At 46.6% G+C, this 22,632-nt stretch carries 24 protein-coding genes; 21 read left to right on the plus strand and 3 right to left on the minus strand.

Annotated elements, in window-relative coordinates:
* Positions 1-52: 52 nt before the first annotated feature.
* A complete protein-coding gene (locus YWE_RS32000; protein ID WP_084167129.1) occupies positions 53-253 on the minus strand; it encodes a DUF4372 domain-containing protein in 201 nt (66 codons plus the stop codon).
* Between the two features lie 264 nt (positions 254-517).
* Positions 518-1,423, minus strand: a complete 906-nt coding sequence (locus YWE_RS0118455; protein WP_029095863.1) for a DUF7973 family transport facilitator — start codon at positions 1,421-1,423, stop codon at positions 518-520.
* A 523-nt stretch (positions 1,424-1,946) separates the two neighbouring features.
* Here YWE_RS0118455 and YWE_RS0118465 point away from each other — a divergent pair.
* The 20 genes from YWE_RS0118465 to YWE_RS31690 all read left to right on the plus strand — a co-directional run bounded on the left by YWE_RS0118465 (position 1,947) and on the right by YWE_RS31690 (position 21,260).
* A complete protein-coding gene (locus tag YWE_RS0118465; protein ID WP_029095865.1) occupies positions 1,947-3,065 on the plus strand; it encodes a 1-propanol dehydrogenase PduQ in 1,119 nt (372 codons plus the stop codon).
* 184 nt (positions 3,066-3,249) lie between these two features.
* Positions 3,250-3,921 (plus strand): phosphate propanoyltransferase, encoded by a 672-nt coding sequence (locus YWE_RS0118470; RefSeq protein WP_029095866.1) that lies wholly within the window; start codon positions 3,250-3,252, stop codon positions 3,919-3,921.
* A gap of 35 nt (positions 3,922-3,956) precedes the next feature.
* On the plus strand, positions 3,957-4,778 hold the full coding sequence (gene eutJ / locus YWE_RS0118475) for an ethanolamine utilization protein EutJ (RefSeq protein WP_029095867.1): 822 nt from the start codon (positions 3,957-3,959) through the stop codon (positions 4,776-4,778).
* Positions 4,779-4,792: 14 nt separating this feature from the next.
* The gene (locus YWE_RS0118480) at positions 4,793-5,605 is read left to right on the plus strand and encodes a flavoprotein (RefSeq protein ID WP_029095868.1); all 813 of its coding nucleotides are present in this window, start codon (positions 4,793-4,795) and stop codon (positions 5,603-5,605) included.
* On the plus strand, positions 5,592-5,858 hold the full coding sequence (grpN, locus tag YWE_RS0118485) for a microcompartment shell vertex protein GrpN (protein ID WP_029095869.1): 267 nt from the start codon (positions 5,592-5,594) through the stop codon (positions 5,856-5,858). The genes YWE_RS0118480 and grpN overlap by 14 nt, the downstream gene beginning before the upstream one ends.
* Positions 5,859-5,930: 72 nt before the next feature.
* Positions 5,931-6,431, plus strand: coding sequence for a GlcG/HbpS family heme-binding protein (locus tag YWE_RS0118490; RefSeq protein ID WP_029095870.1), 501 nt, complete (start codon positions 5,931-5,933; stop codon positions 6,429-6,431).
* 266 nt (positions 6,432-6,697) lie between these two features.
* Positions 6,698-7,897 (plus strand): propionate kinase, encoded by a 1,200-nt coding sequence (gene tdcD, locus YWE_RS0118495; RefSeq protein ID WP_029095871.1) that lies wholly within the window; start codon positions 6,698-6,700, stop codon positions 7,895-7,897.
* A gap of 297 nt (positions 7,898-8,194) precedes the next feature.
* Positions 8,195-8,482, plus strand: a complete 288-nt coding sequence (grpH, locus tag YWE_RS0118500) for a propanediol utilization system shell hexameric protein GrpH (protein WP_029095872.1) — start codon at positions 8,195-8,197, stop codon at positions 8,480-8,482.
* Positions 8,483-8,501: 19 nt separating this feature from the next.
* The gene (gene pduB / locus YWE_RS0118505; RefSeq protein WP_029095873.1) at positions 8,502-9,287 is read left to right on the plus strand and encodes a propanediol utilization microcompartment protein PduB; all 786 of its coding nucleotides are present in this window, start codon (positions 8,502-8,504) and stop codon (positions 9,285-9,287) included.
* Positions 9,288-9,366: 79 nt separating this feature from the next.
* Positions 9,367-10,941, plus strand: a complete 1,575-nt coding sequence (locus tag YWE_RS0118510; protein ID WP_029095874.1) for an aldehyde dehydrogenase family protein — start codon at positions 9,367-9,369, stop codon at positions 10,939-10,941.
* 34 nt (positions 10,942-10,975) lie between these two features.
* Positions 10,976-11,284: a BMC domain-containing protein gene (locus YWE_RS0118515; RefSeq protein WP_036016501.1), complete on the plus strand. Its 309-nt coding sequence runs from the start codon at positions 10,976-10,978 to the stop codon at positions 11,282-11,284.
* Between the two features lies 1 nt (position 11,285).
* Positions 11,286-11,861: a DJ-1/PfpI family protein gene (locus YWE_RS0118520; RefSeq protein ID WP_029095876.1), complete on the plus strand. Its 576-nt coding sequence runs from the start codon at positions 11,286-11,288 to the stop codon at positions 11,859-11,861.
* 53 nt (positions 11,862-11,914) lie between these two features.
* Positions 11,915-14,464, plus strand: a complete 2,550-nt coding sequence (gene grpM, locus YWE_RS0118525; RefSeq protein WP_029095877.1) for a glycyl radical diol dehydratase GrpM — start codon at positions 11,915-11,917, stop codon at positions 14,462-14,464.
* Positions 14,465-14,745: 281 nt separating this feature from the next.
* Positions 14,746-15,663 (plus strand): glycyl-radical enzyme activating protein, encoded by a 918-nt coding sequence (locus YWE_RS0118530; protein ID WP_029095878.1) that lies wholly within the window; start codon positions 14,746-14,748, stop codon positions 15,661-15,663.
* A gap of 21 nt (positions 15,664-15,684) precedes the next feature.
* On the plus strand, positions 15,685-16,959 hold the full coding sequence (locus YWE_RS27795) for a sensor histidine kinase (RefSeq protein ID WP_051323432.1): 1,275 nt from the start codon (positions 15,685-15,687) through the stop codon (positions 16,957-16,959).
* Between the two features lie 94 nt (positions 16,960-17,053).
* Positions 17,054-18,079 (plus strand): response regulator transcription factor, encoded by a 1,026-nt coding sequence (locus tag YWE_RS0118540; RefSeq protein WP_029095879.1) that lies wholly within the window; start codon positions 17,054-17,056, stop codon positions 18,077-18,079.
* A gap of 164 nt (positions 18,080-18,243) precedes the next feature.
* A complete protein-coding gene (gene metK, locus YWE_RS0118545) occupies positions 18,244-19,389 on the plus strand; it encodes a methionine adenosyltransferase (RefSeq protein ID WP_029095880.1) in 1,146 nt (381 codons plus the stop codon).
* 234 nt (positions 19,390-19,623) lie between these two features.
* On the plus strand, positions 19,624-19,908 hold the full coding sequence (gene grpH, locus YWE_RS0118550; protein WP_029095881.1) for a propanediol utilization system shell hexameric protein GrpH: 285 nt from the start codon (positions 19,624-19,626) through the stop codon (positions 19,906-19,908).
* Between the two features lie 19 nt (positions 19,909-19,927).
* Positions 19,928-20,713, plus strand: coding sequence for a propanediol utilization microcompartment protein PduB (pduB, locus tag YWE_RS0118555; protein WP_029095882.1), 786 nt, complete (start codon positions 19,928-19,930; stop codon positions 20,711-20,713).
* A gap of 31 nt (positions 20,714-20,744) precedes the next feature.
* Positions 20,745-21,260: a BMC domain-containing protein gene (locus tag YWE_RS31690; protein ID WP_036016503.1), complete on the plus strand. Its 516-nt coding sequence runs from the start codon at positions 20,745-20,747 to the stop codon at positions 21,258-21,260.
* An 897-nt stretch (positions 21,261-22,157) separates the two neighbouring features.
* Here the strand turns inward: YWE_RS31690 and YWE_RS30515 are convergent.
* A complete protein-coding gene (locus tag YWE_RS30515; RefSeq protein WP_154661421.1) occupies positions 22,158-22,304 on the minus strand; it encodes a hypothetical protein in 147 nt (48 codons plus the stop codon).
* 68 nt (positions 22,305-22,372) lie between these two features.
* Here YWE_RS30515 and YWE_RS0118565 point away from each other — a divergent pair.
* On the plus strand, positions 22,373-22,632 hold a 260-nt coding region (locus tag YWE_RS0118565), incomplete at its 3' end, for a DUF4372 domain-containing protein (protein WP_154661422.1).

Genomic DNA, 22,632 nt, shown 5'->3' on the forward strand with positions numbered 1-22,632 from the left:
GGGGGACAACCCAGTCGAGGATGATGAGAAGTATGAAAATTAAAGCTGGCTTCTAATGAACGTAAACTGGGGACAGCAGCCAACTGAGCATAAAGACCAATTGATGCCAGCAAGTAAAGCCTTTTGAATACTTATCGGCTTGAAACTGCTGAACTAAAGAATCGAAATATTGGCGAGGAAAAGCCTTCATAATGTGTTCAAAATAGCTTATATTTTTCATGTTGCAGAAGCAGGAAAGTGGACTGGCGTTCATGAGGTTTACCTCAATATTTCCTGTTTCTGCAACTTTTTTTCCTCAAATTTATTCCGGACAGTAGTGCGTTTTCACGGGGATGACGACCTTGGGGGCTGCCCTTAGCTAAGCGTTAGCGGTTAGCTAAAACCTAGATGATTTGCTGCGCTCACACTGACACTGCAGACCATTCGTGAGGAGAATGTTTCGCTTCGCTTACGGTTCACGTTCCGGCTTTCGCCGGTATGACGACATTGTAGGGCTTGTTGATTACTAAGCACTACCCTATATCATCGGTATTAACGCAAACACGCCCACCGTCGCAGCCAGATTGATCAGCGTTGTCATGATAAAAATAACAAACGCCGGAGGGTCAATATGGGTATCGCCATGCACCAGAAACAGCCTTGAGATTAACTCCCCCAAAAGAGCGCAGAGTACGCCAATCAACGCCGCCCATAGCAGGCTGCCGGAAAGCACAGCCACCGTGGCCGCAGGCAAAGAAATATGGTGAGAGACCGGAACCTGAGTATTGAAATGTAAAAAAATCAATGAAAATGCAGAAATGCCGAAGGCCAACAGGGCACCATTACCTCCGAGGCTGGTACCAAGGTAGCCGGCAAATAATCCGATACCGATACCCAGGGTGACCAACTGGCCTATCCGACTATGGTAGGGCATCCAGCATTTATCACTTGGCGGGTAACATTGGCGAATACCGGCATCAGGCTTACCAAACAGGCCAGTTTTACCAAAGGCCAGACGGGTAATAATCCCTGAAATAACCACTGAAAAGGCGACGGTATCTGTCCATGCCAGACCTGATGAAAAAGCCGGAATCATATTGGCCAGGCTAATACAGAGGTAGCCAATAACGCCAAAAACTCCGCCGACTAATAAAACATCGGGGGAAGCAAGGCCGCTGAGCCCGGCGACAATATCCCGCCCGTTGGCCAACTTTCCTTTTTTTGCCGCATAAGCCGTTGCGGCAACGCCGGATGCGAATCCGCCAACGTGTGGTCCGAACATACCGAAAGGCAGTTCAATAAATGAAGAGGGCGATCCTGTGGCTATTTGTATGGCAACCAACGCTATCACCAATAGGCCAACAAATTCAAACGCCGCCAAAGCCCCGATGGCAGCACCAAATATCCCCGCACCAAAGACAATCAATAAATCATGAATATTCATTATATTATTACCTTTTAACTGATGGTGATTTTATTATTATTAATAATTTGTCGTCAGGAAGGTATCACGCGTAAAATATTACTGTCGCTATATTATCTTGTCTGTTGGAACGCATATTTTGCGCAGCAGGAATGGCATTGTAAAAATAATGCTAATATTTGGCTGGTCGTTGTCATGTTCTTAATTACTTGTTTTTTAATCAGTGTATTATGTTTTCTATTCTCACGGGTATTTGATTAAAAGATTTGATTTTATTAATAAAAAGGTATTTATTAATGCTGTCTTTTTATTTTTATAAACCCAATGTGAATAAAGGCCATTATGGCTATTTTTAACAAGGGGATTATTTTGATGATGACATCGGGATAATGACAAAATAGTCCTGTTTTTGAACAAAGATAACCTATCAGCTTGTAAATAAGCGGTGCTAGATTGGGTAATAACATCCCCTTTGTATTTTTGAAGTTAACCTAACTTCAATCTCTTTGGGCATAAACTGACACCAATCGCGGGCTTATAGGCAATGACAAAGCAATTCTATGTGAAACCTAAAGTGTATACCGGCGCGGATTCTCTCTCGTTGCTTGAACAGTATCAAAATCAGCGGGTAGGGATCGTGACCGATTCATTTATGGCAAGTTCGGGAATGACCGATCTGGTACAGCAGCGGCTTGCCACATGCTCTGTCAAAATATTTAGCCAAGTAAAGCCTGACCCGAGCGTCGATATTTTGGTTGAAGGGGCTGGCTATTTTCAATCTTTCCGGCCGGAAATCATTATTGCCCTTGGCGGCGGCTCATCGCTGGATGCCGCTAAGGGCATCCTGGTCACTTTACAGGATCTTATTCCTGACCAAAAAATTCTGTTAATCGCGATTCCCACTACCAGTGGCTCCGGTTCAGAAGTGACCTCTTATGCAGTTATCTCTGAACCTCAGGCCGGGCGAAAATATCCGTTGGTCTCTGATGAGTTAGTGCCGGATATTGCGATATTAGATCCCAGTCTGGTATTAAGCGTGCCGCGTTCGGTATCGATAGATACCGGAATGGACGTTATCACCCATGCGATTGAAGCCTATGTATCGACTAACGCGAATGACTTCAGCGATGCCTTGGCGGAGAAAGCCCTGAGCTTAGTTCATCGCTATTTGCCGGTGATTTATCGGGATGGCAAAGATATTTATGCCCGTGAAAAGGTCCACAACGCCTCATGCATGGCCGGTATGGCGTTTAACTCCGCAGGGTTGGGGCTGGTTCATGGTTTAGCCCATGCGTTAGGCGGGGTGTTACATATTCCCCACGGCAAGATTAATGCCATGCTGTTGCCGCTAATTATTGAATTCAATGCGGCCGGGCAGGATAAGGCGCTGCTGGATCGCTACGCAAAGTGTGCTCAAATTTTTGGGTTAACGACCTATTCAGGGCCCTATGCGGTAAAGCAACTGGTGAATGAGATTATGCGCATGAATCAGACGATGGGAATTCCTCATAGTCTGAAAGCATTGGGATCAGACTTACAGTTATTGGCTCAAAATCGTGAAAAAATCATTCAGGCCGCTTTAGATGATGGTTGTACACAAACCAATCCGCGTAAAGTCACCGCAGCAGAGGTTGATCGGCTAATCGGTAAAATCGCGGGTTAACCAGCATTATTTTGTAGTGAGTATGGACGATAGGTAAAAAAACTCCCGTCGTCCGTCAAGACATTTTGTCAGCCGGTCCCTTATAGTGAATTTTCTGATCGGGCATTTAAATTTGAAGCGCTGTCTCAGGCACAAAGAAGATAGTGACAGTCAATTATGGTGCAGCTTAGCTGAGTTTTTAAATATGAATGAGATAAATTCCCAAGCCCAACAAATCACTCAGCAAATTATGGCTGAGTTGGCAAAGGGCAGTTCGTCCTCTGAGCCACAGCTTGAAAATAGTGGCGCATTAATGGTACCGGTGGGGATCTCAAACCGGCATGTCCATTTATCGCGTGAAGATATGGATATCCTGTTCGGTTATGGTTCATCGCTGACTCGAATGAAAGCGGTTAAACAGCCGGGACAGTTTGCCGCTGAAGAGACGGTAACCATTAAAGGCCCTAAAAAAGAGATCAAAAACGTACGCATTCTCGGGCCATTACGCAGTGAAACTCAGATCGAAATTTCAGTCGCTGATGGCTTTGTTTTGGGGGTTAAAGCCCCGATTAAAATGTCGGGCGATCTTGCCGGGTCATGTCCGATTGAGATTGTCGGTCCAAAAGGTCGGGTGACGAAAGACTGTGGCGTTATCGTTGCATGGCGGCATATTCATATTCCTTGCGATATGGCCGCACAGTACGGGCTAACCGACGGACAGGAAGTCAGCGTACAAACCGAAGGCCACCGCGCGGGCATTATGCAACGCGTTGCGGTACGGGCAACCCAGGCTTCGGTATTAGAGATACATGTTGATGTAGAAGAGGCGAATGCCTACGGATTAAGTAACGGTAGTCTGGTGAAAGTGATTCGTTAAGCTGAGTAATTAAGTCAATAAATAGGGCAGTGCATATGGCCAACGCTGATTCAGAAAAGTTATTGCTTGAGTTTGCCCGCCTGGTACGTGAAGAGGCGTGTAATCCCTATTCTGGTGACTTAAAGGTTGGTGTTGATCTGGGTACGGCCAATATTGCGCTGGCGGTGGTCGATAGTAAAAATAACCCCGTCGCCGGTATTACTTATCCGTCAACCGTGGTTCGTGACGGTGTGGTTGTTGATTATCCTACTGCTACACGGGTAGTCAAACAGCTAAAGGCTCAGTTAGAGCAGCGAGTTGGCCGCGTTTTGACCTATGCCGCCACTGCAATTCCACCGGGTATTTCTGCCGGAAACACCAAGGTGATGACCAACGTGGTGGAGTCTGCCGGTTTTACCGTTACTAACGTCGTTGATGAACCCGTTGCTGCTGCCAGCGTATTAAAGATTAGGAATGGCGCAGTTGTTGATGTCGGTGGTGGCACTACCGGCATGAGTATTTTACGTAATGGCAAGGTTATCTTCTCTGATGACCAGCCTACGGGCGGTACGCATATGACGCTGGTACTGGCCGGTGGCTTAGGCGTCTCGTTTGCCCAAGCCGATGAAATTAAAAAAGATCCGGCCCGTGAGCAAGAAGTTTTTGCCATGGTAAAACCGGTAGTCGAAAAAATGGCCTGCATTGTCGACGGTTGGTTACAGCAGTACGCGACCAAAAAAATATACCTGGTGGGCGGAGCCAGCCATTTTGAACAGTTTAGCTCAGTATTTGCCAAACAGACCGGCAGGCAAGTGATTCGCTCAATTGAACCGTTATTTGTGACCCCGTTGGGGATTGCATTTAGCGTACGACGTTAAAGGAGTGATGTTTAGTGAGTCAGGCTAACTTATCAGAGATGATTGACAGGGCGATTGTTGATTTAATTTCTGAGCAAGTCATCGCGGCTTTACAGCGCTATCAGAAACGCATTGTCGTGCTGTTTACCGGCAATGATGAGGGGGTGTTTGTTCAGGCACAGCCCCAGCTTCAGACCTTGGTCCAACAGGGATACTCACTGTCATTACTCTTTTCTTATAGCGCCCGGGCAATATTAAAACGGCATCAGGCTGCAATAGCCGCACTGTCACCGGAGCATATTATTCAGGCCGGCGAGCAAAATGCTGAAGAGTGCCATCGGCTAATTAATCAAAGTCACCTGTTGCTGCTTCCTGAGCTTTCGCTAAATACTCTGGCCAAGTCTGCATTGGGGATCGGTGATAGCCTGCCTTCTCAGGTTATTGCTTATGCCTTGATGCAGGGGAAGCCGATTATTGCCAGTCATCACTTCAGCGAAAATAATGCGATTCCGCCGGCCTATGCGGCCAATATAAAACAGCATATTGCTCAGTTACAGGCATATGGGGTGCGCTTTATAAAACCTGGCGAATTAGCCTGTAGCATTGATGCTAAAACGCAATGGGTGACAACCACAATAGGTCGTTCAGTTCCGTTATCTCGAATCATTCACCAGCCTGTTCAACAGAAAAAACGGTTGATTAGCCTGCATGATGTGCTTTTACATGACCCGTCCAGAGCGCTTTATTTAGCACCGAACGTATTGTTAACCCCGGCAGCGCGGGATGAGATTAAGAAAAGAAAAATTCAACTTATTAACAGCAAAGGTGATGAATATGTATCTCGCTAAAGTGATAGGTACTGTGGTTTCTACCACCAAAAACCCTTCATTAACCGGCATGAAGTTACTGGTGATCAGCAAGCTTAATGAGCATCTGAAACCGGAAGGCACCACCGCCGTGGTTGTCGATACCGTCGGGGCAGGCAATGGTGAAATCGTGATTGTTTCATGCGGCAGTTCCGCCCGTTTAGCCTGTGATAAACCCAACTCGGTGCTGGATGCAGCCATTGTCGGCATTGTTGATTCGGTTGAACTTGCCTGACTATTCGGGCATTAGCGATTGTTATCTATGTTGTGGTTTATGTTGTGATTGATAAATTAAGGGAGCTGGGCGATGAGCATAACGACTGATAGCCGGATTGATCAACTGATTGAGCGGAGCATTCAACGTTGCGCCGGGCAGGAGCCACGCTCTCTGAGCTTTAATGACATGAAATGCCTGGCTCAATTAATTGAGGAGCAGGCTGATGCCATAGGTTTACCGATTGTGTTTAGTTTGGTTGACCCGAATGGCTTACAAAAATACTACTTTAGCCAACCGAACGCGTTATTGGTCAGCCACCAACTGGCATTTAGAAAAGCATATTCAGCGGTCGCCTTGCGAATGCCGACTCATTTATTGGCTGATCTAGTGACGCCGGAAGGTGACTTATACAGTTTGCAGCAGTTGGATAATATTTGCTGCGTTGGAGGTGGTTTTCCCTGCTGGCATAACGGGAGTATGGTTGCCGGGATCGGCGTCAGCGGGGGAACTGTTGCTCAGGATATGGCCATCGTTATCAATGCACTTGCTCAGTTTAGCCAGCGTTATTTTAGCCTTAGAGTTCAGGCTTGACGCATCAATATTTCCTTCGGGGGAATGATTGTTAGTTAAACAGTTCAACATGACATAAGCCGACTATATCGTCATCCCGTTGAAAAACCGGATCCAGGTTTTAACTAACCCGCTATCACTCAGCCTAAATGCTGGACCCCGTTTTTTCAGCGGGGCGACGAGGGAATAGCTTGGTGATAACTATTATTTCTCCCTACGGGCTACTTATATTCACATTATTTCCATTCAATTAGACCTTGTTAAACAATTTGCTGACAGGAGCAAAGATGTCTTTTTCACCTTTAATATTGGTTATTAACTGCGGTTCTTCATCGTTAAAATTTTCGATTCTGGCGGTTGATAATGACCGGCCTGTGCTGTCGGGCATCGCTGAGCGGTTAGGGCTGGACAATGCCTATATCTCTTTTAAAGACAGTCAGGATGTTAAAACGGGCCTGGCTTTACCACAGTCAAGCCACAAACATGCTTTACAGTTGCTGATTGAACAGCTGGATCAGCGTGATATTACTCAGCATATCGTTGCCGTAGGGCATCGGGTGGCACACGGCGGCAGTAAATTTAAACAGTCGGTGATGATTACGCCGCAGGTGCTGGATGATATCAAATCATTTTCTCAATTGGCCCCTTTGCATAACCCGGCTAACGCTCAGGGAATTGAAGCCACTCTAGAGGTGTTCCCGCAGCTACCTCAGGTGGCGGTGTTTGATACGTCTTACCATCAGACCCTATCTGCTGCGGCCTATACCTACGCGATTCCCTATGAATATCAGCAGGATTTACAGGTTCGTCGCTACGGCTTTCACGGAACTTCACATCGCTATGTTGCGGAATCGGCGGTCAGCCTGTTGGGGTTAGATCCTAACGACCACGGGATTTTAGTGGCTCACCTGGGCAATGGCTCATCGGTCTGTGCGGTTAACAACGGTGAAAGCGTTGATACTTCAATGGGCATGACGCCTATAGAAGGTTTAGTGATGGGTACCCGAGGTGGCGATATTGATTTTGGTATTCTCACTTACCTTGCCCGCTGCACCGGAAAATCTTTAGACGATCTTGATGAGATGATGAATAAAGAATCGGGGCTGTTAGGCATATCCGGGGTCTCCAGCGACTGTCGCACCCTGCAAGAAGAACGAAGTAAAGGCCACCCGCGTGCAACGCTAGCGATTGATGTATTTGTTCACCGCCTTGCCCGTCATTTAGGCGGGCATATGATGTCACTTTCCCGTTTGGATGCCATCGTTTTTACCGGCGGTATTGGTGAAAACTCCAGCCTGATTCGGGAACTCACGGTGAAGCATTTATCGGTTTTGGGTATCACACTGGATGCGGATAAAAATGCTAATACCTTTGGCGGTAAGAGTGGGATTATTTCGATAACCAAGAGCCCGATTATTGTTGTTATTCCAACCAATGAAGAAAAAATGATTGCGCTGGACGTGGCCCGATTAGCAAATATTTGCTAATCATAGTTTATTATTGATTGATTTAATTTATTGATTATTAATTAAATATTAATGATGGGGGCAAAATGCCCTCCATCATTTACCGCTTACTCTCCCCTGATAGGAATATTTTGTCTTCGGGCAAATATTCACCGCAAAAATCTCCGGTTAGTTGTCAAGACATTTCCCAGCAAGCTACTTACTATCGATTTTAGATCGGTCCCGTCTATTGGTTAGCCTCGATAAATCCGGGTTAGCTAATTGCCACAAAACTAACTACATCAAACTGAAACTGCCGTAAGGCAAAAAGGAGTCAACATGCAACAAGAAGCATTAGGAATGGTGGAAACAAAGGGCCTCGTTGCTGCCATCGAAGCCGCTGACACCATGGTTAAATCAGCCAACGTGACGTTGGTCGGTTACGAAAAAATTGGTTCTGGCTTAGTCACCGTGATGGTTCGTGGTGATGTGGGTGCGGTTAAAGCTGCTACTGATGCCGGTTCTGCTGCAGCCAGTAAAGTTGGCGAGCTGGTATCTATCCACGTTATTCCTCGCCCTCACACTGAAGTTGAAAAAATTCTTCCTCATGTCATTGCAAAAAGCTGATTAGAAAAGGAGAGGTAAGATGAAAGATAACCTTGTTGACCAGATTGTGTCTGAAGTGATGCGCAAACAAGCCAACAGTACTGTGGAAACAAGGGCCTCTTCTTTTACGGGGGCCTGTGGTCTGACTGAGTTCGTTGGAACAGCTATCGGCAGCACTATTGGTTTGGTGATTGCCAATGTCGATCCGCAGCTTCATGAACTGATGGGGACAGATAAAAAATACCGTTCTATTGGTATCCTCGGTGCCCGTACAGGTGCAGGTCCTCATATTTTTGCCGCTGATGAAGCGGTCAAAGCCACTAACAGCGAAATCCTGTCTATTGAACTCCCGCGCGACACGATGGGCGGCGGTGGTCACGGCAGCTTAATTATTTTTGGTGCTGAAGATGTCTCTGATGCACGTCGCGCAGTTGAAGTCGCCTTATCCGAAGTAGAAAGAACGATGGGTGATGTTTACGGCTCGCCGGCCGGTCACTTGGAGTTCCAGTACACCGCTCGTGCCAGTTACGCGCTGCAAAAAGCCTTCGGTGCACCGTTGGGCAAATCTTTTGGTATTACCGTCGGTTCTCCGGCTGCTATTGGTGTGGTCATTGCTGACGTAGCGGCTAAAGCGGCGGTCATTGAGCCGGTAGGCTATTCCAGCCCGGCCAAAGGAACCAGCTTCAGTAACGAAGTTATTTTCACTTTTGCGGGTGACTCTGGCGCAGTTCGTCAGGCGGTCATTGCAGCAAGAGAGGTAGGTTTACAGCTCCTTGCAACGCTTGATCCGGCAGAAATTAAATCAACAACGGTGCCTTATATTTAGTCGATAAGCAGTTAACAAGAGTGCGCTAAGTAAGACAACCTCAGGTTATCAAGCGTTAAAACGAGAAAGGAAAAGCAAGATGAATGATTTAGAAATATCCCGGGCCGTTGCCAATATCTTAGGTAAGTACGGTGCAACTGCGGGATCATCTGCCACTTCAAGCTCTATGCCGACATCCGCTAATGCCTATGTTGCACCGGCAGAGGTAGCTGCAGTGCCTGAGGATCCGATCGGTAAATTGGTGGCTCAGATACTGAATGAAACCAAGAGTACGCCAAAGGCGGCTCAGGTGGCGGCGCCACAAACCTTCAGCGTTAGTGCGGCAGATTCTTCAAATCACGGAATTTTTGACAGTATGGATCAGGCTATTGAGGCGGCTCATATTGCTCAGCGTCAATACTCCCTGTGTTCAATGGCCGACCGTGCCAGCTTTATTAATGGTATTCGTGACGTGTTTGGTCAACAGCAGGTGCTGGAGCAAATCTCCCGCATGGCCGTTGAAGAGACCGGAATGGGTAACTTTCAGGACAAGGTCATTAAAAACCGAGTGGCGGTGTTACAAACGCCGGGTATTGAGGACCTCACGACCCAAGCCTGTAGTGGTGACAGTGGCCTAACGCTGGTTGAGTATTCTGCCTATGGGGTTATTGGTTCTATTACACCGACCACCAACCCGACTGAAACCATTATCTGTAACTCCATTGGCATGCTGGCCGCGGGCAATAGCGTCGTTTTTAGTCCGCACCCGCGTTCAAAACAGGTTTCACTGTTAGCGATAAAAATGATTAACCAGAAGCTGGCTGAGTTAGGTGCTCCGGCAAATCTGGTGACAACGGTTGTTCAGCCATCTATTGAAAGTACTAATCAGTTGATGCAGCACCCGAAGGTCAGAATGTTAGTCGCGACCGGTGGTCCGGCGATTGTGAATACCGTGATGTCCAGCGGGAAAAAAGCTATCGGCGCCGGTGCCGGTAACCCTCCGGTTGTGGTTGATGAAACGGCCAATATTGAGAAGGCCGCTAAAGACATCGTTAATGGCTGTAGCTTTGATAACAACTTGCCTTGTGTGGCTGAGAAAGAGCTATTAGTGGTTGATCAGGTGGCGGACTTCTTAATTCATTATATGAAGAAGAACGGAGCTTACCTACTCAGCGACGGTGCTCAGATTCAAAAGTTACAAAGTCTGGTACTGAATGAAAAAGGAACCGGACCCAGCACGGCCTTTGTTGGTAAAGGGGCGGTCTATATCTTAGAACAGCTGAATATCACGGCGCCAGCCGATACCAAAATCATTCTGATTGAAACCGATAAGTCCCACCCGTTTGTTGTTCATGAACTTATGATGCCGATTTTACCGCTGGTACGGGTAGATAACGTTGATGCTGCCATTGATTTAGCCATTGAGCTTGAGCACGGCAATCGTCATACCGCAATCATGCACTCAACCAACGTTGAGAAGCTGACCAAAATGGCAAAACTCATCCAGACCACGATTTTTGTTAAGAATGGTCCGTCCTATGCCGGGTTGGGTGTTGGCGGTGAAGGTTATACCACCTTTACCATCGCCGGGCCTACCGGTGAAGGTTTGACTTCGGCCAGGTCTTTTGCCAGAACGCGCCGCTGCGTGATGGTTGAGTCTTTGAATATCCGCTGAGTTCTAAACATATAAAGACAGGGGTAACTGACCGATGAAAAAACGAATAATCAATGCGCCAAGCCGGGAAGTTCTGGACATGATTAAACGCAAAATGCCCAGTGATTCTCGCGCACGTTTGCAGCACTGTGCCGTTGATGCCATCGGTCTCATCATGGTCTCGATCCCCGATCTCTATTTTTATGCCGATTTGGCTAACAAAAGTTCAAACGTTGTGGTTTCTGAGGTATTTGGCAGTTGCCCGCAACATGTCACTACGTTAGCCGTATTCGGTGAAACATCTGCCGTTCAACTGGCTATTCAGGCCATTGAAGATGTCGATAGCGCAACACAAGGATTCTAGGATGAAAAAGATTCTTATGCTGGCCGGTGATTTCTCTGAAGATTATGAAGTCATGGTGCCTTATCAAGCGTTAACCATGCTGGGGTTTCAGGTTGATGTCATTTGCCCGAAAAAACAGCGCGGGGAATATATCAAAACGGCGATTCATGACTTCGAAGGCGATCAGACCTATACCGAAAAAGTGGGGCATCTGTTTCAGCTAACCGCCTCATTCGACGACATTCAATTAGACAGCTACGCCGGTTTTTATATCAGCGGCGGCAGGTCGTCTGAATATCTGCGTTTGGACAGCGATGTTTTACATATTGTTCGCTATGCGATGGGTTTTTCTTTACCCATCGCCGCTATTTGCCATGGTCCGCAAGTCTTGGTTGCCGCCAATGTATTAAATGATAAGAAGCTAACGGCCTATGCCACGGTACAGCCTGAAATTGAGCTGGCGGGCGGCACTTTTGTTGATGTCGGCGTTGATGGTTCTGTTGTCGACGGAAATCTGGTTACTGCCGCGACCTGGTTAGCGCATCCGGCCATTTTGAATGAATTTACCCGTCTGTTAGGGGTGAAGATTTTTTACTGAATTTAACTCGAACATTAATAGAACAAATTAACGATTAACAGGAGTCATACACCATGATAGAGAAAGGTTTTTCTAACCCGACAGACCGCGTCATCAAACTGAAAAGTATGATTATCGATGCGAAACCCTACGTTGAGTCAGAGCGGGCGGTATTAGCGACTGAAGCATATAAAGAGAATGAGGGCTTATCGCCGATTCTTCGTCGCGCCAAAGTGGTCGAGAAAATTTTCAACAACTTGCCTATCACTATTCGCGACGGTGAACTGGTGGTTGGCGCTATTACTAAAAATCCTCGTTCTACCGAGATTTGCCCTGAGTTTTCTTATGACTGGGTTGAGAAAGAGTTCGACACCATGGAGCACCGTGTCGCTGACCCGTTCATCATCACTAAAGAAACTGCACAAGAGCTACATGAGGCCTTTAAATATTGGCCGGGTAAAACCACCAGCGATCTTGCTTCGTCTTATATGTCACAAGAAACAAAAGACAGCATGGCGAAGGGGGTATTTACCGTCGGTAACTATTTCTATGGCGGTGTAGGCCACGTTACGGTTGATTACGGTAAAATTCTGGAAATTGGTTTTCGCGGTGTGATCAAGCAAGTTGCTGAAGCGATTACTAAGCTTGACCGTATGGACCCTAACTACATTAAAAAAGAGCAGTTTTATAACGCGGTAATTATCAGCTATAACGCCGCCATTAATTTCGCTCATCGCTATGCGGCTAAAGCCAATGAACTGGCTCAGCAAGAGAGCAATCCGACCCGTAAAAACGAACTCCTGCAAATTGCTAAAAACTGTAGTCGTGTTCCTGAACATGGGGCGACTAATTTCTGGGAAGCCTGTCAGACGTTCTGGTTTATTCACTGCATGCTGCAAATTGAATCAAGCGGACATTCAATCTCTCCGGGCCGTTTTGACCAATATATGTATCCGTATCTGGCGGCTGACAAAGGCATCTCCAAAGAGTTTGCTCAGGAATTAGTCGACTGCTGCTGGATTAAACTGAACGACGTGAATAAAACCCGTGATGAAGTCTCAGCTCAGGCGTTTGCCGGCTATGCCGTGTTCCAAAACCTGTGCGTTGGTGGTCAAACCGAAGATGGGTTAGATGCAACCAATGAACTGAGCTATATGTGTATGGAAGCCACGGCTCACGTGCGTTTACCTCAGCCGTCTTTCTCGATTCGGGTATGGCAAGGCACGCCGGATGAGTTCCTTTATCGCGCCTGTGAAGTGGTGCGTTTAGGGCTGGGCGTTCCGGCAATGTATAACGATGAAGTGATTATTCCTGCGCTACAAAACCGCGGTGTATCACTGCGCGATGCTCGTGACTACTGCATTATCGGCTGTGTTGAACCTCAGGCGCCGCACCGTACTGAAGGCTGGCATGATGCTGCATTCTTTAACGTGGCCAAAGTGCTTGAAATTACCTTAAACGGCGGAAAGGTGAACGATACCCAGTTAGGCCCTGTCACCAAAGATATGGCTAACTTCCGCAGCATTGATGATTTTTACACCGCGTTCCAGACGCAAATGGAATACTTCGTCCATAACTTAGTGGAAGCCTGTAATAGCGTTGATATCGCTCACGGCGAGCGTTGTCCGCTGCCGTTCCTGTCTGCCATGGTTGATGACTGTATTGGCCGCGGTAAGTCAATTCAGGAAGGTGGCGCTATTTATAACTTTACCGGTCCACAGGCTTTCGGTGTCGCTGATACCGGTGATTCGGTATATGCCATTCAGAAACAAGTATTCGAAGACCACAAAATGTCAGCCCAAGAGCTGAAGGATGCGCTAAGCGCTAACTTCGGCTACCCGGTCGGCGCTCAATCTGAGTCTTCTGCGGGTAAATCATCGCTCAACGAGCAAGAAATTTATGACGTAGTTAAACGCGTCATTGCACAGCACGGTTCACTGGATGCCAGCGCGATTAAAGATGAAGTCTATCGCCAGCTTTCATCCGGCGAGGCAGCGCCTTCAGCTCCGGCAGGAAATAATCGCTATCAGGAAATCCGTCGTATTTTAGAAAGTACGCCGTGCTTTGGTAATGATATCGACGCCGTTGACTTAGTCGCCCGTCGCTGTGCGTTGGTTTACTGTAAAGAAGTCGAAAAATATACCAACCCGCGCGGCGGTCAGTTCCAGGCCGGTATCTATCCGGTGTCTGCTAACGTGCTGTTTGGTAAAGACGTTGCGGCTTTACCTGATGGTCGTTTATCCAGAGAACCGCTGGCAGACGGCGTTTCGCCTCGTCAGGGTAAAGACAGCTTAGGCCCAACGGCTGCGGCTAACTCCGTGGCGAAGCTTGACCACTTTATTGCCTCTAACGGCACGCTGTATAACCAGAAATTCCTACCGTCAGCGTTGGCCGGTGACAATGGCCTGAAAAACTTCAGCGGCATGGTTCGTGGCTATTTCGATAAGAAGGGGATGCACGTTCAGTTCAACGTGGTTAACCGGGATATTTTGATTGATGCACAGAAAAATCCGGAAAAATACCGCGATCTGGTGGTTCGCGTAGCAGGGTATAGCGCTCAGTTCGTGGTATTAGCAAAAGACGTTCAGGACGACATCATCAGTCGTACAGAACAGACATTCTAATTCCGGAGGTACGGTGGGGCCTTTGGGCCTCACCGATGGAGATTGCCAATAATGTCCCTAGGGATTCTAGGTCCGGAGTACTCGGTACTTAAAAATACCCCTTAGGCCGCCAGAAGATGGTGATATTCCAGAGCTGTTTTTTCGGACGAAAGTTAGGCTGAAATTGTACTACTTTGTCAGCAGTCTGATGTTCTAGCCGCAATCTGACAGGTATATCCCTACACCAACTGACTTCAGCATAAGTAAAGCATAATGAAGTCATGCAACATGAAGATTATTTTATGAGCGAAATCGTATACGACACTGAAGGTATTCTTTTTAATATTCAGCGATATTCTTTACATGATGGTCCGGGTATCAGAACTATTCCTTTCTTGAAAGGCTGTCCTCTGTCATGTAAATGGTGCAGCAACCCGGAATCTCAGAAGCCTCAACCAGAAATAATCTTCCAAAAGAGTAACTGCATACAGTGCGGTAAGTGCTTAGAAGCCTGTCGTTTTGGTGCACTGTCGTCAGATAATCCTTACCTGGTCGATCGCCAGCGTTGTACCGGCTGCGGTGAGTGCGCCAAGGTGTGTCCTACCGGTGCGTTACTGATGAAAGGTAAACGCATGACGGTTTGGGAAGTGGTTCAGGAATTACAAAAAGACGAAAACGTTTATCGGCGTTCTAACGGTGGTATCACCTTGTCTGGCGGAGAGCCGCTTTCTCAGCCAGAGTTTACCCGTGAGCTTTTACGGGCCTGCAAAGAGAAGGGCTGGCATACGGCAATGGAGACAACCGGCTTAGCCCCGAAAGAGGTGATTGAAAGCGTATTTCCCTTTGTCGATTTAGCATTAACCGATATTAAAGCCATCGATCCGGCGGTACATAAAGACGCTACCGGGGTGTCGAATCAGCTGATTCTTGAAAATTTGATTAAAATTTCTTTTATTACCCAAGTTTCAGTCAGAATTCCGCTAATTCCGGGGATAAATGATGATCTGGATTCGATACGGGCTATTGCCGGTTTTGCTAAACTGATGAACAACGTTGAAACGATTCACATTCTGCCTTACCACAATTATGGTGAGAATAAGTATGCATTACTGGGGCGCATTTATCCGATGGATGGTACCCGTTTTGTTGCCGAAGAACAGGTGAATAAATTTAAATCTGAGATCGAGAGTATGGGCTTTACTTGCCATATTGGCGGATGAGTTTAAATAACGGGGTATCCTATGGATTATGTGTTCCACCTAAGTGACTTACTTGAGGTCGAGCGTTTACAAACGCTGCAGGATAATTTAAGTAAAGCCATGGGAATAGCATTAGTGGTTGTTGATGCTGAAGGGATCCCCGTTACTAAACCCAGCGGTTTTTCACCGTTCTGCGTTGCTTCCCGTCAAAATCCGTTGAATGCAGAAAAATGTTTTAAATGTGATAATGCCGGCGGACGTGCTGCGATGCTGCGCGATAAACCTATTGTCTATCGCTGTTACTGTGATTTTGTTGAATTTGCCGTCCCTATTACCGTTCATGGTCAATATTTCGGCGCATTTATTTCCGGACAGGTCAGGGTTGAACCGGAAATAGAACAAAATATTGACCATATCTTAGGGGTTGATGATTCCTGGCGCAGCGATCGGGATTTGGTCTATTTACATGAGAATGTCCGTTTTATTCCCTATGAAAAATTTGAAGCTGCCGCCTACTCGCTACTGCATGTCACACTCTATCTGGCCGAGCAGGGCTATTCTAATATTATCCAAAAAGAGCTTAACGCCAACAGCGTTAAATTAGCCGATGAATTAAGAATGCGTGCAGAGCTGGAACGGTTACTTCATGAGGCCGAGTTTAAAGCGCTTTCCTATCAGATAAATCCACACTTTCTATTTAACGTACTCAATACCATTGGTCGCTTAGCCTTTTTGGAAGGGGCCGAAAGTACGGAGACAACGGTGTATGATTTTGCCGACATGATGCGTTACATTCTGAAAAAGAGTGATAACAAGCTGATCACCATTAATACCGAACTTAAGCATGTGAAGAGCTACCTGGCGATCCAGAAAGTCAGAATGAAGGATCGCTTTACCTATGATATTGACGTGCCGAAAAAGTACCTTGATATTGCCAGCCCCTTCTTAATATTACAGCCGCTTATTGAGAACTGCTTTAACTATGTTGTTGAACCCAGGGAGTGCATTAGTTACATTTCGATTAAGGCTTATGATAACGGCCGGGATGTCATTTTAGAGATTGCTGATAACGGCGATGGAATACCGATTGAAAAAATTGGGCTTATTCTGTCAGGAGACATTGTCTGTAATAACGGTAGCAGCATCGGTATTAATAATGTCCAGAACAGGCTTCGGCTCTCTTTTGGCAACAACTATGGCTTAGAGATTGAAAGCCCGAACAAACCCAACATGGGAACGGTCATCAAATTACGCTTTCCTATGACTCAAACAGATAGTCAAAATAATTCGAGTAGTAGGAAAGCGGTCAGTGAGTGACAAATCTGCCAGTAACAGATTTGAATGCATAACGGGCGGCTGGTACACCTGAAAGTTGAAGTATGGCGAATATAATAATAAGAATGGAGTCATTATGTATAACATCGTTATTGTTGAAGACGAACTTATCGAGTTAGAAGCGCTGAGGATTATTATTAATCGGGATATCAGCGGCGTTAAGATTTTTGAGGCAACTAAGGGCTCTGACGCGATCCGATTAATCGATGACCTTGATCATATCGATATTATGTTAGTCGACATAAATATCCCTCTCCCCAACGGGCTTGAAGTTATCCGTTACCTACGGCAAAAATCCAGAGACACTAAAATCATTGTGATAACCGCCAATGATGATGTGGAGATGGTCAGGAATATGTTTGAGTTTAAGGTCGATGACTATCTGCTTAAGCCGGTTAAGCCACAGTATTTAATTAAGGCGATTAAAAATAGCCTTAAGTTTGATGAAGACTTAAACACCAAAATAAAAGAGCAAAAAGCCTACATCAGTGAGCTAATCAGTAGCTGTAACTATGTTCAATGGAATGATTTGATCATTAATAATGTGATTAATCAGGCCTATAAGTCGGAAAAAGATCAGCACAAGATTATTACTAATTTTATTATGATCTTGCAGCAGATTGCGAAGTCAAACGGCTGGAAAATTGATGAGCTCAATAGCAATGAGAAGCTGTTGAACCAGATTAATTTTGATGAACGCAGTTACTACAATACCTTGCGCACACTGCTATCTATAGGTAATAGCATTTTTGATACGGCCTTTTTATCTTCCGGCGCAAAGTTAAACTCCATCCATCGGGCGCAGTATTATATCGAAAGAAATATATTCAAAAATATGACGCTGGATGACGTTGCCGATCATGCCTATATCAGCGCCTGCTATTTAAGCCGGCTGTTTAAAAAACAGTTTGGTATCGGTTACTCAGAATATCTCACGCGTCGAAAAATGGTGATAGCCAAGTTATTACTCAACTTTAGTGATTTGCAGATTAATGCCATTGCGCTGGAGCTTTCCTATCAGGATGCTAACTATTTCTGTCGCCTGTTTAAGAAAGAAACCGGGCTGTCACCGTCGGAGTATAGGAAGAATATTGTTGAATAATCTAGGTTCTTTTAGGTAGTGGGTGGCTTAACTGTCCGTTAAGGGCATATTTGTCCTGCTGTCTCTAACTGAACAAAATAGTCTTGTTTAAGACAAAGATATTCAATGATACCGGGATTAAAATCGGGAAAATGCATAGGGCGTTATATTGACTGAGGCTAAGTATGGGCTCGTACCTTTTTACATCAGAATCTGTTTCTGAAGGTCATCCGGATAAACTGGCAGATCAGATCTCAGACGCCATTTTAGATGCTAATTTGGTGCAGGACCCTTATGCCCGCGTCGCCTGTGAGTGCATGGTTAAAACCGGTATTGCCATTGTTGCCGGCGAGATAACCAGTCAGGCCAGAGTGGATATTGAACAGGTGGTACGCAAAACCATTAATCGTGCCGGCTATACCAGCAGCGATATTGGCTTTGACGGCAATACCTGTGGCGTGATGAATATTATTGGTCACCAGTCGCCGGACATCGATAGAGGGATAGTGCAACAAAATCCGCATGAGCAGGGGGCCGGCGACCAAGGGATTATGTTTGGTTATGCCACAAATGAAACCCCTGAACTGATGCCGGCAGCCATTAGCTACGCCCATCGGCTGATGGAGCGACAAGCGCTGTTGCGTAAAAATGGTCGTCTTCCTTTTTTGTTACCCGATGCTAAAAGTCAGGTGACCTTCCGTTATGAAAATGGCCAGATAAAGGATATCGATACTATCGTTTTGTCGACCCAGCATCGGCAAGAGGTTAGCCTGTCCGATCTGCGAGAGGCGGTAACTGAAGAGATTATTAAAGCGGTTATTCCCGCTCGTTATCTGTCAAAAACCACAAAGTATTTTATTAACCCCACCGGGCGCTTTGTCGTCGGCGGACCAATGGGCGACTGTGGTTTAACCGGTCGAAAAATTATTGTTGATACCTACGGCGGGGCAGCCCGGCACGGCGGTGGAGCCTTCTCAGGTAAGGACCCGTCTAAAGTTGACCGTTCCGCTGCCTATGCCGCCCGCTATGTGGCTAAAAATGTGGTCTTTGCAGGCTTAGCCGACCGTTGTGAGATTCAGATTGCCTATGCCATTGGCGTTGCCCGCCCGGTCTCAGTGATGGTGAATACCTTCGGGACAGAAAAAATCGCACTGGTGAAATTACAACAATTGGTCGAGCAAACCTTTGACTTACGCCCGTATAACATTATCCAAATGTTCGACCTGCTGAGCCCGATATATACCCGAACTGCCAGCTATGGTCATTTTGGCCGCGATATTTTCCCGTGGGAAAAAACCACCCACGCTGCACGGCTTAAAGAGGGGCTGTAGCTCTCTTATCAGTTTGTTTTATCAGCATAATTATCAGGCTAGTATTATCTTGTTATCCCTTCACAATGATGACAAAAATCTCCGGTTAGTTGTCAAGACATTTGCCTCCCCGCTACTTACTATCGACTCTAAACAAATCCTATCTATTGATTGGTTAGCCCGCTGCACGGCTAACCGGCCAGTAAATATAAAAACAAATATATCTAGCCGCCGTAAGGCAACAAAGGAGTCGATATGCAACAAGAAGCATTAGGTATGGTGGAAACAAAAGGTTTAGTCGCTGCAATAGAAGCTGCTGATACCATGGTTAAATCAGCCAACGTGACGCTGGTGGGTTATGAAAAGATTGGTTCTGGCTTAGTTACCGTGATGGTTCGCGGTGATGTTGGTGCAGTTAAGGCTGCTACCGATGCCGGCTCTGCGGCGGCAAGTAAAGTCGGTGAATTGGTTTCTATCCACGTTATTCCTCGCCCTCATACTGAAGTTGAAAAAATTCTTCCTCAGGTAACCAAAAACTAAATAAAACAGGAGGGGTAAGATGAGTAACAGCCTTGTTGAGCAGATAGTGTCCGAAGTGATGCGCAAGCAAACCAACAGCACTGTGGAAATAAAGTCCCCTTCATTTTTAGGGGGCTGCGGTCTGACTGAGTTTGTTGGAACGGCGATTGGCAGCACTATCGGTCTGGTTATTGCTAACGTTGACTCTCAGCTTCATGAACTGATGGGAATTGATAAAAAATATCGCTCTATCGGTATTCTTGGGGCAAGAACAGGGGCCGGTCCGCATATTTTTGCCGCGGATGAAGCCGTTAAAGCGACCAATTGTGAAATATTAACGATTGAACTCCCGCGCGACACCATGGGCGGCGGCGGACACGGTAGCTTAATAATTTTTGGTGCCGAAGACGTTTCTGATGCCCGCCGGGCCATTGAAGTTGCCTTGTCTGAAGTAGAAAGAACGATGGGTGACGTTTATGGTTCACCAGCCGGCCATTTGGAATTTCAATACACTGCCCGCGCCAGCTATGCATTACAAAAAGCCTTTGGTGCGCCGTTAGGCAAATCTTTTGGTATCACCGTTGGTTCTCCGGCGGCGATAGGCGTAGTGATTGCTGATGTGGCCGCTAAGGCTGCGGTTATTGAGCCAGTCGGCTATTCCAGCCCGGCAAAAGGTACCAGCTTCAGTAACGAAGTTATTTTTACGTTTGCCGGTGATTCAGGCGCTGTTCGCCAGGCGGTAATTGCAGCAAGGGAAGTCGGTTTACAGCTTCTGGCAACGCTTGACCCGGCAGAGATTAAGTCAACAACAGTCCCTTACATTTAATGACTCAATGAGCGCATATGCAGGAATGAATATGATAAAACAGAGCTTAGGCCTTATTGAAACCGTTGGATTAGCTGCGGCGATTGAAGCCGCCGATACTGCGGTTAAATCAGCCAATGTGAAGATTATTGGTTATGAGCTGACCAAGGGCGGCGGCATGGTGATGGTGAAAATGCTGGGAGAAGTCGGAGCTGTTAATGCCGCGATCTCAGCGGCAACCGCGTCTGCGGCAAAGGTGAATAAGGTGGTTTCAACTAAGGTTATCGCCCGCATGGGGGAGGGACTGGAGTTGATGGTGACTTCACACGAAACTCCTCAGGCTAAAGTTGAGCCCGCGAAGGCCGATGCACCAAAAGTCAGTCAGGAAATACCAGTCACCACAGTATCGACTGATATTGAAGATATGACGCTTGATTGCAGTTCATTGGCGGCTCAGGATGTAACTTTAGATGATTCAGGCAGCCAGACATCGGCCGCAGAGCCAGCTAAGGAGGCGGTTGTACCGCCGGCTAAAAAGCCAACTTCCAGTAAGAAAAAGCACAAATAAACGCCATATGATTAGGCTTTAAAATGGATGAAATGGTTAACTTAGGTTGGTCATATAGGTTAGCTAAGTATTTCCCTCTCTCGTCATCCCCGTGAAAACGGGGATTCAGGTTTTAACTAACAAACCAGCGCTTAGCTTAATCAATGAAGTGACGAAGAAGTTCGCCCCGTCATCCCCGTGAAACGGGAACGCGAGCCGTAGGCGAAGCAAATATTCGCCTCGTGAATGGCCCGCAGGGTGAGCGCAGCGAATCATCTAGGTTTTAACTAACAAACCAGCGCTTAGCTTAATCAATGAAGTGACGAAGAAGTTCACACCCTCGTCATCCCCGTGAAAACGGGAACGCGAGCCGTAGGCGAAGCAAACATTCGCCTCGTGAATGGCCCGCAGGGTGAGCGCAGCGAATCATCTAGGTTTTAGCTAACAAACCAGCGCTTGGTTTAATCAATGAAGTGACGAAGAAGTTCGCCCCTCGTCATCCCCGTGAAACGGGAACGCGAGCCGTAGGCGAAGCAAACATTCGCCTCGTGAATGGCCCGCAGGGTGAGCGCAGCGAATCATCTAGGTTTTAGCTAACAAACCAGCGCTTGGTTTAATCAATGAAGTGACGAAGAAGTTCGCCCCTCGTCATCCCCGTGAAACGGGAACGCGAGCCGTAGGCGAAGCAAACATTCGCCTCGTGAATGGCCCGCAGGATGATCGCAGCGAATCATCCAGGTTTTAACTAACAAACCAGCGCTTAGCTTAATCAATGAAGTGACGAAGAAGTTCGCACCCTCGTCATCCCCGTGAAAACGGGGATCTAGGTTTTAGCTAACAAACCAGCGCTTGGTTTAATCAATGAAGTGACGAAGAAGTTCGCCCCTCGTCATCCCCGTGAAAACGGGGATCTAGGTTTTAGCTAACAAACCAGCGCTTGGTTAAGGGGAGGGGTTCGCGACAGTGCCCGTCATTAATATTGTGATTTTGGCTCAATAACGAAAGAGTACGGCCTAATAACCAACGGATTAAGGTCAGGTTCAACTGCTGGATCCCCGTTTTCACGCACTACTGTCCGGAATAAATTTGAGGAAAAAAAAGTTGCAGAAACAGGAAATATTGAGGTAAACCTCATGAACGCCAGTCCACTTTCCTGCTTCTGCAACATGAAAAATATAAGCTATTTTGAACACATTATGAAGGCTTTTCCTCGCCAATATTTCGATTCTTTAGTTCAGCAGTTTCAAGCCGATAAGTATTCAAAAGGCTTTACTTGCTGGCATCAATTGGTCTTTATGCTTTATGCTCAGTTGGCTGCTGTCCCCAGTTTACGTTCATTAGAAGCCAGCTTTAATTTTCATACTTCTCATCATCCTCGACTGGGTTGTCCCCC

Source organism: Budvicia aquatica DSM 5075 = ATCC 35567 (assembly GCF_000427805.1).
Classification (GTDB): domain Bacteria; phylum Pseudomonadota; class Gammaproteobacteria; order Enterobacterales; family Enterobacteriaceae; genus Budvicia; species Budvicia aquatica.

What these genes read in the sequence shown, in the direction of transcription:
- YWE_RS0118530 (WP_029095878.1), top strand. Translation starts at nt 14,746, where the DNA reads ATGAGCGAAATCGTATACGACACTGAAGGTATTCTTTTTAATATTCAG.
- metK (WP_029095880.1), top strand. Translation starts at nt 18,244, where the DNA reads ATGGGCTCGTACCTTTTTACATCAGAATCTGTTTCTGAAGGTCATCCG.
- grpH (WP_029095872.1), top strand. Translation starts at nt 8,195, where the DNA reads ATGCAACAAGAAGCATTAGGAATGGTGGAAACAAAGGGCCTCGTTGCT.
- YWE_RS0118465 (WP_029095865.1), top strand. Translation starts at nt 1,947, where the DNA reads ATGACAAAGCAATTCTATGTGAAACCTAAAGTGTATACCGGCGCGGAT.
- YWE_RS0118490 (WP_029095870.1), top strand. Translation starts at nt 5,931, where the DNA reads ATGAGCATAACGACTGATAGCCGGATTGATCAACTGATTGAGCGGAGC.
- pduB (WP_029095882.1), top strand. Translation starts at nt 19,928, where the DNA reads ATGAGTAACAGCCTTGTTGAGCAGATAGTGTCCGAAGTGATGCGCAAG.
- eutJ (WP_029095867.1), top strand. Translation starts at nt 3,957, where the DNA reads ATGGCCAACGCTGATTCAGAAAAGTTATTGCTTGAGTTTGCCCGCCTG.
- tdcD (WP_029095871.1), top strand. Translation starts at nt 6,698, where the DNA reads ATGTCTTTTTCACCTTTAATATTGGTTATTAACTGCGGTTCTTCATCG.
- YWE_RS0118540 (WP_029095879.1), top strand. Translation starts at nt 17,054, where the DNA reads ATGTATAACATCGTTATTGTTGAAGACGAACTTATCGAGTTAGAAGCG.
- grpM (WP_029095877.1), top strand. Translation starts at nt 11,915, where the DNA reads ATGATAGAGAAAGGTTTTTCTAACCCGACAGACCGCGTCATCAAACTG.
- YWE_RS32000 (WP_084167129.1), bottom strand. Translation starts at nt 253, where the DNA reads ATGAACGCCAGTCCACTTTCCTGCTTCTGCAACATGAAAAATATAAGC.
- YWE_RS0118510 (WP_029095874.1), top strand. Translation starts at nt 9,367, where the DNA reads ATGAATGATTTAGAAATATCCCGGGCCGTTGCCAATATCTTAGGTAAG.
- YWE_RS0118520 (WP_029095876.1), top strand. Translation starts at nt 11,286, where the DNA reads ATGAAAAAGATTCTTATGCTGGCCGGTGATTTCTCTGAAGATTATGAA.
- pduB (WP_029095873.1), top strand. Translation starts at nt 8,502, where the DNA reads ATGAAAGATAACCTTGTTGACCAGATTGTGTCTGAAGTGATGCGCAAA.
- YWE_RS0118515 (WP_036016501.1), top strand. Translation starts at nt 10,976, where the DNA reads ATGAAAAAACGAATAATCAATGCGCCAAGCCGGGAAGTTCTGGACATG.
- YWE_RS31690 (WP_036016503.1), top strand. Translation starts at nt 20,745, where the DNA reads ATGATAAAACAGAGCTTAGGCCTTATTGAAACCGTTGGATTAGCTGCG.
- grpH (WP_029095881.1), top strand. Translation starts at nt 19,624, where the DNA reads ATGCAACAAGAAGCATTAGGTATGGTGGAAACAAAAGGTTTAGTCGCT.
- YWE_RS0118455 (WP_029095863.1), bottom strand. Translation starts at nt 1,423, where the DNA reads ATGAATATTCATGATTTATTGATTGTCTTTGGTGCGGGGATATTTGGT.
- YWE_RS27795 (WP_051323432.1), top strand. Translation starts at nt 15,685, where the DNA reads ATGGATTATGTGTTCCACCTAAGTGACTTACTTGAGGTCGAGCGTTTA.
- YWE_RS0118470 (WP_029095866.1), top strand. Translation starts at nt 3,250, where the DNA reads ATGAATGAGATAAATTCCCAAGCCCAACAAATCACTCAGCAAATTATG.
- grpN (WP_029095869.1), top strand. Translation starts at nt 5,592, where the DNA reads ATGTATCTCGCTAAAGTGATAGGTACTGTGGTTTCTACCACCAAAAAC.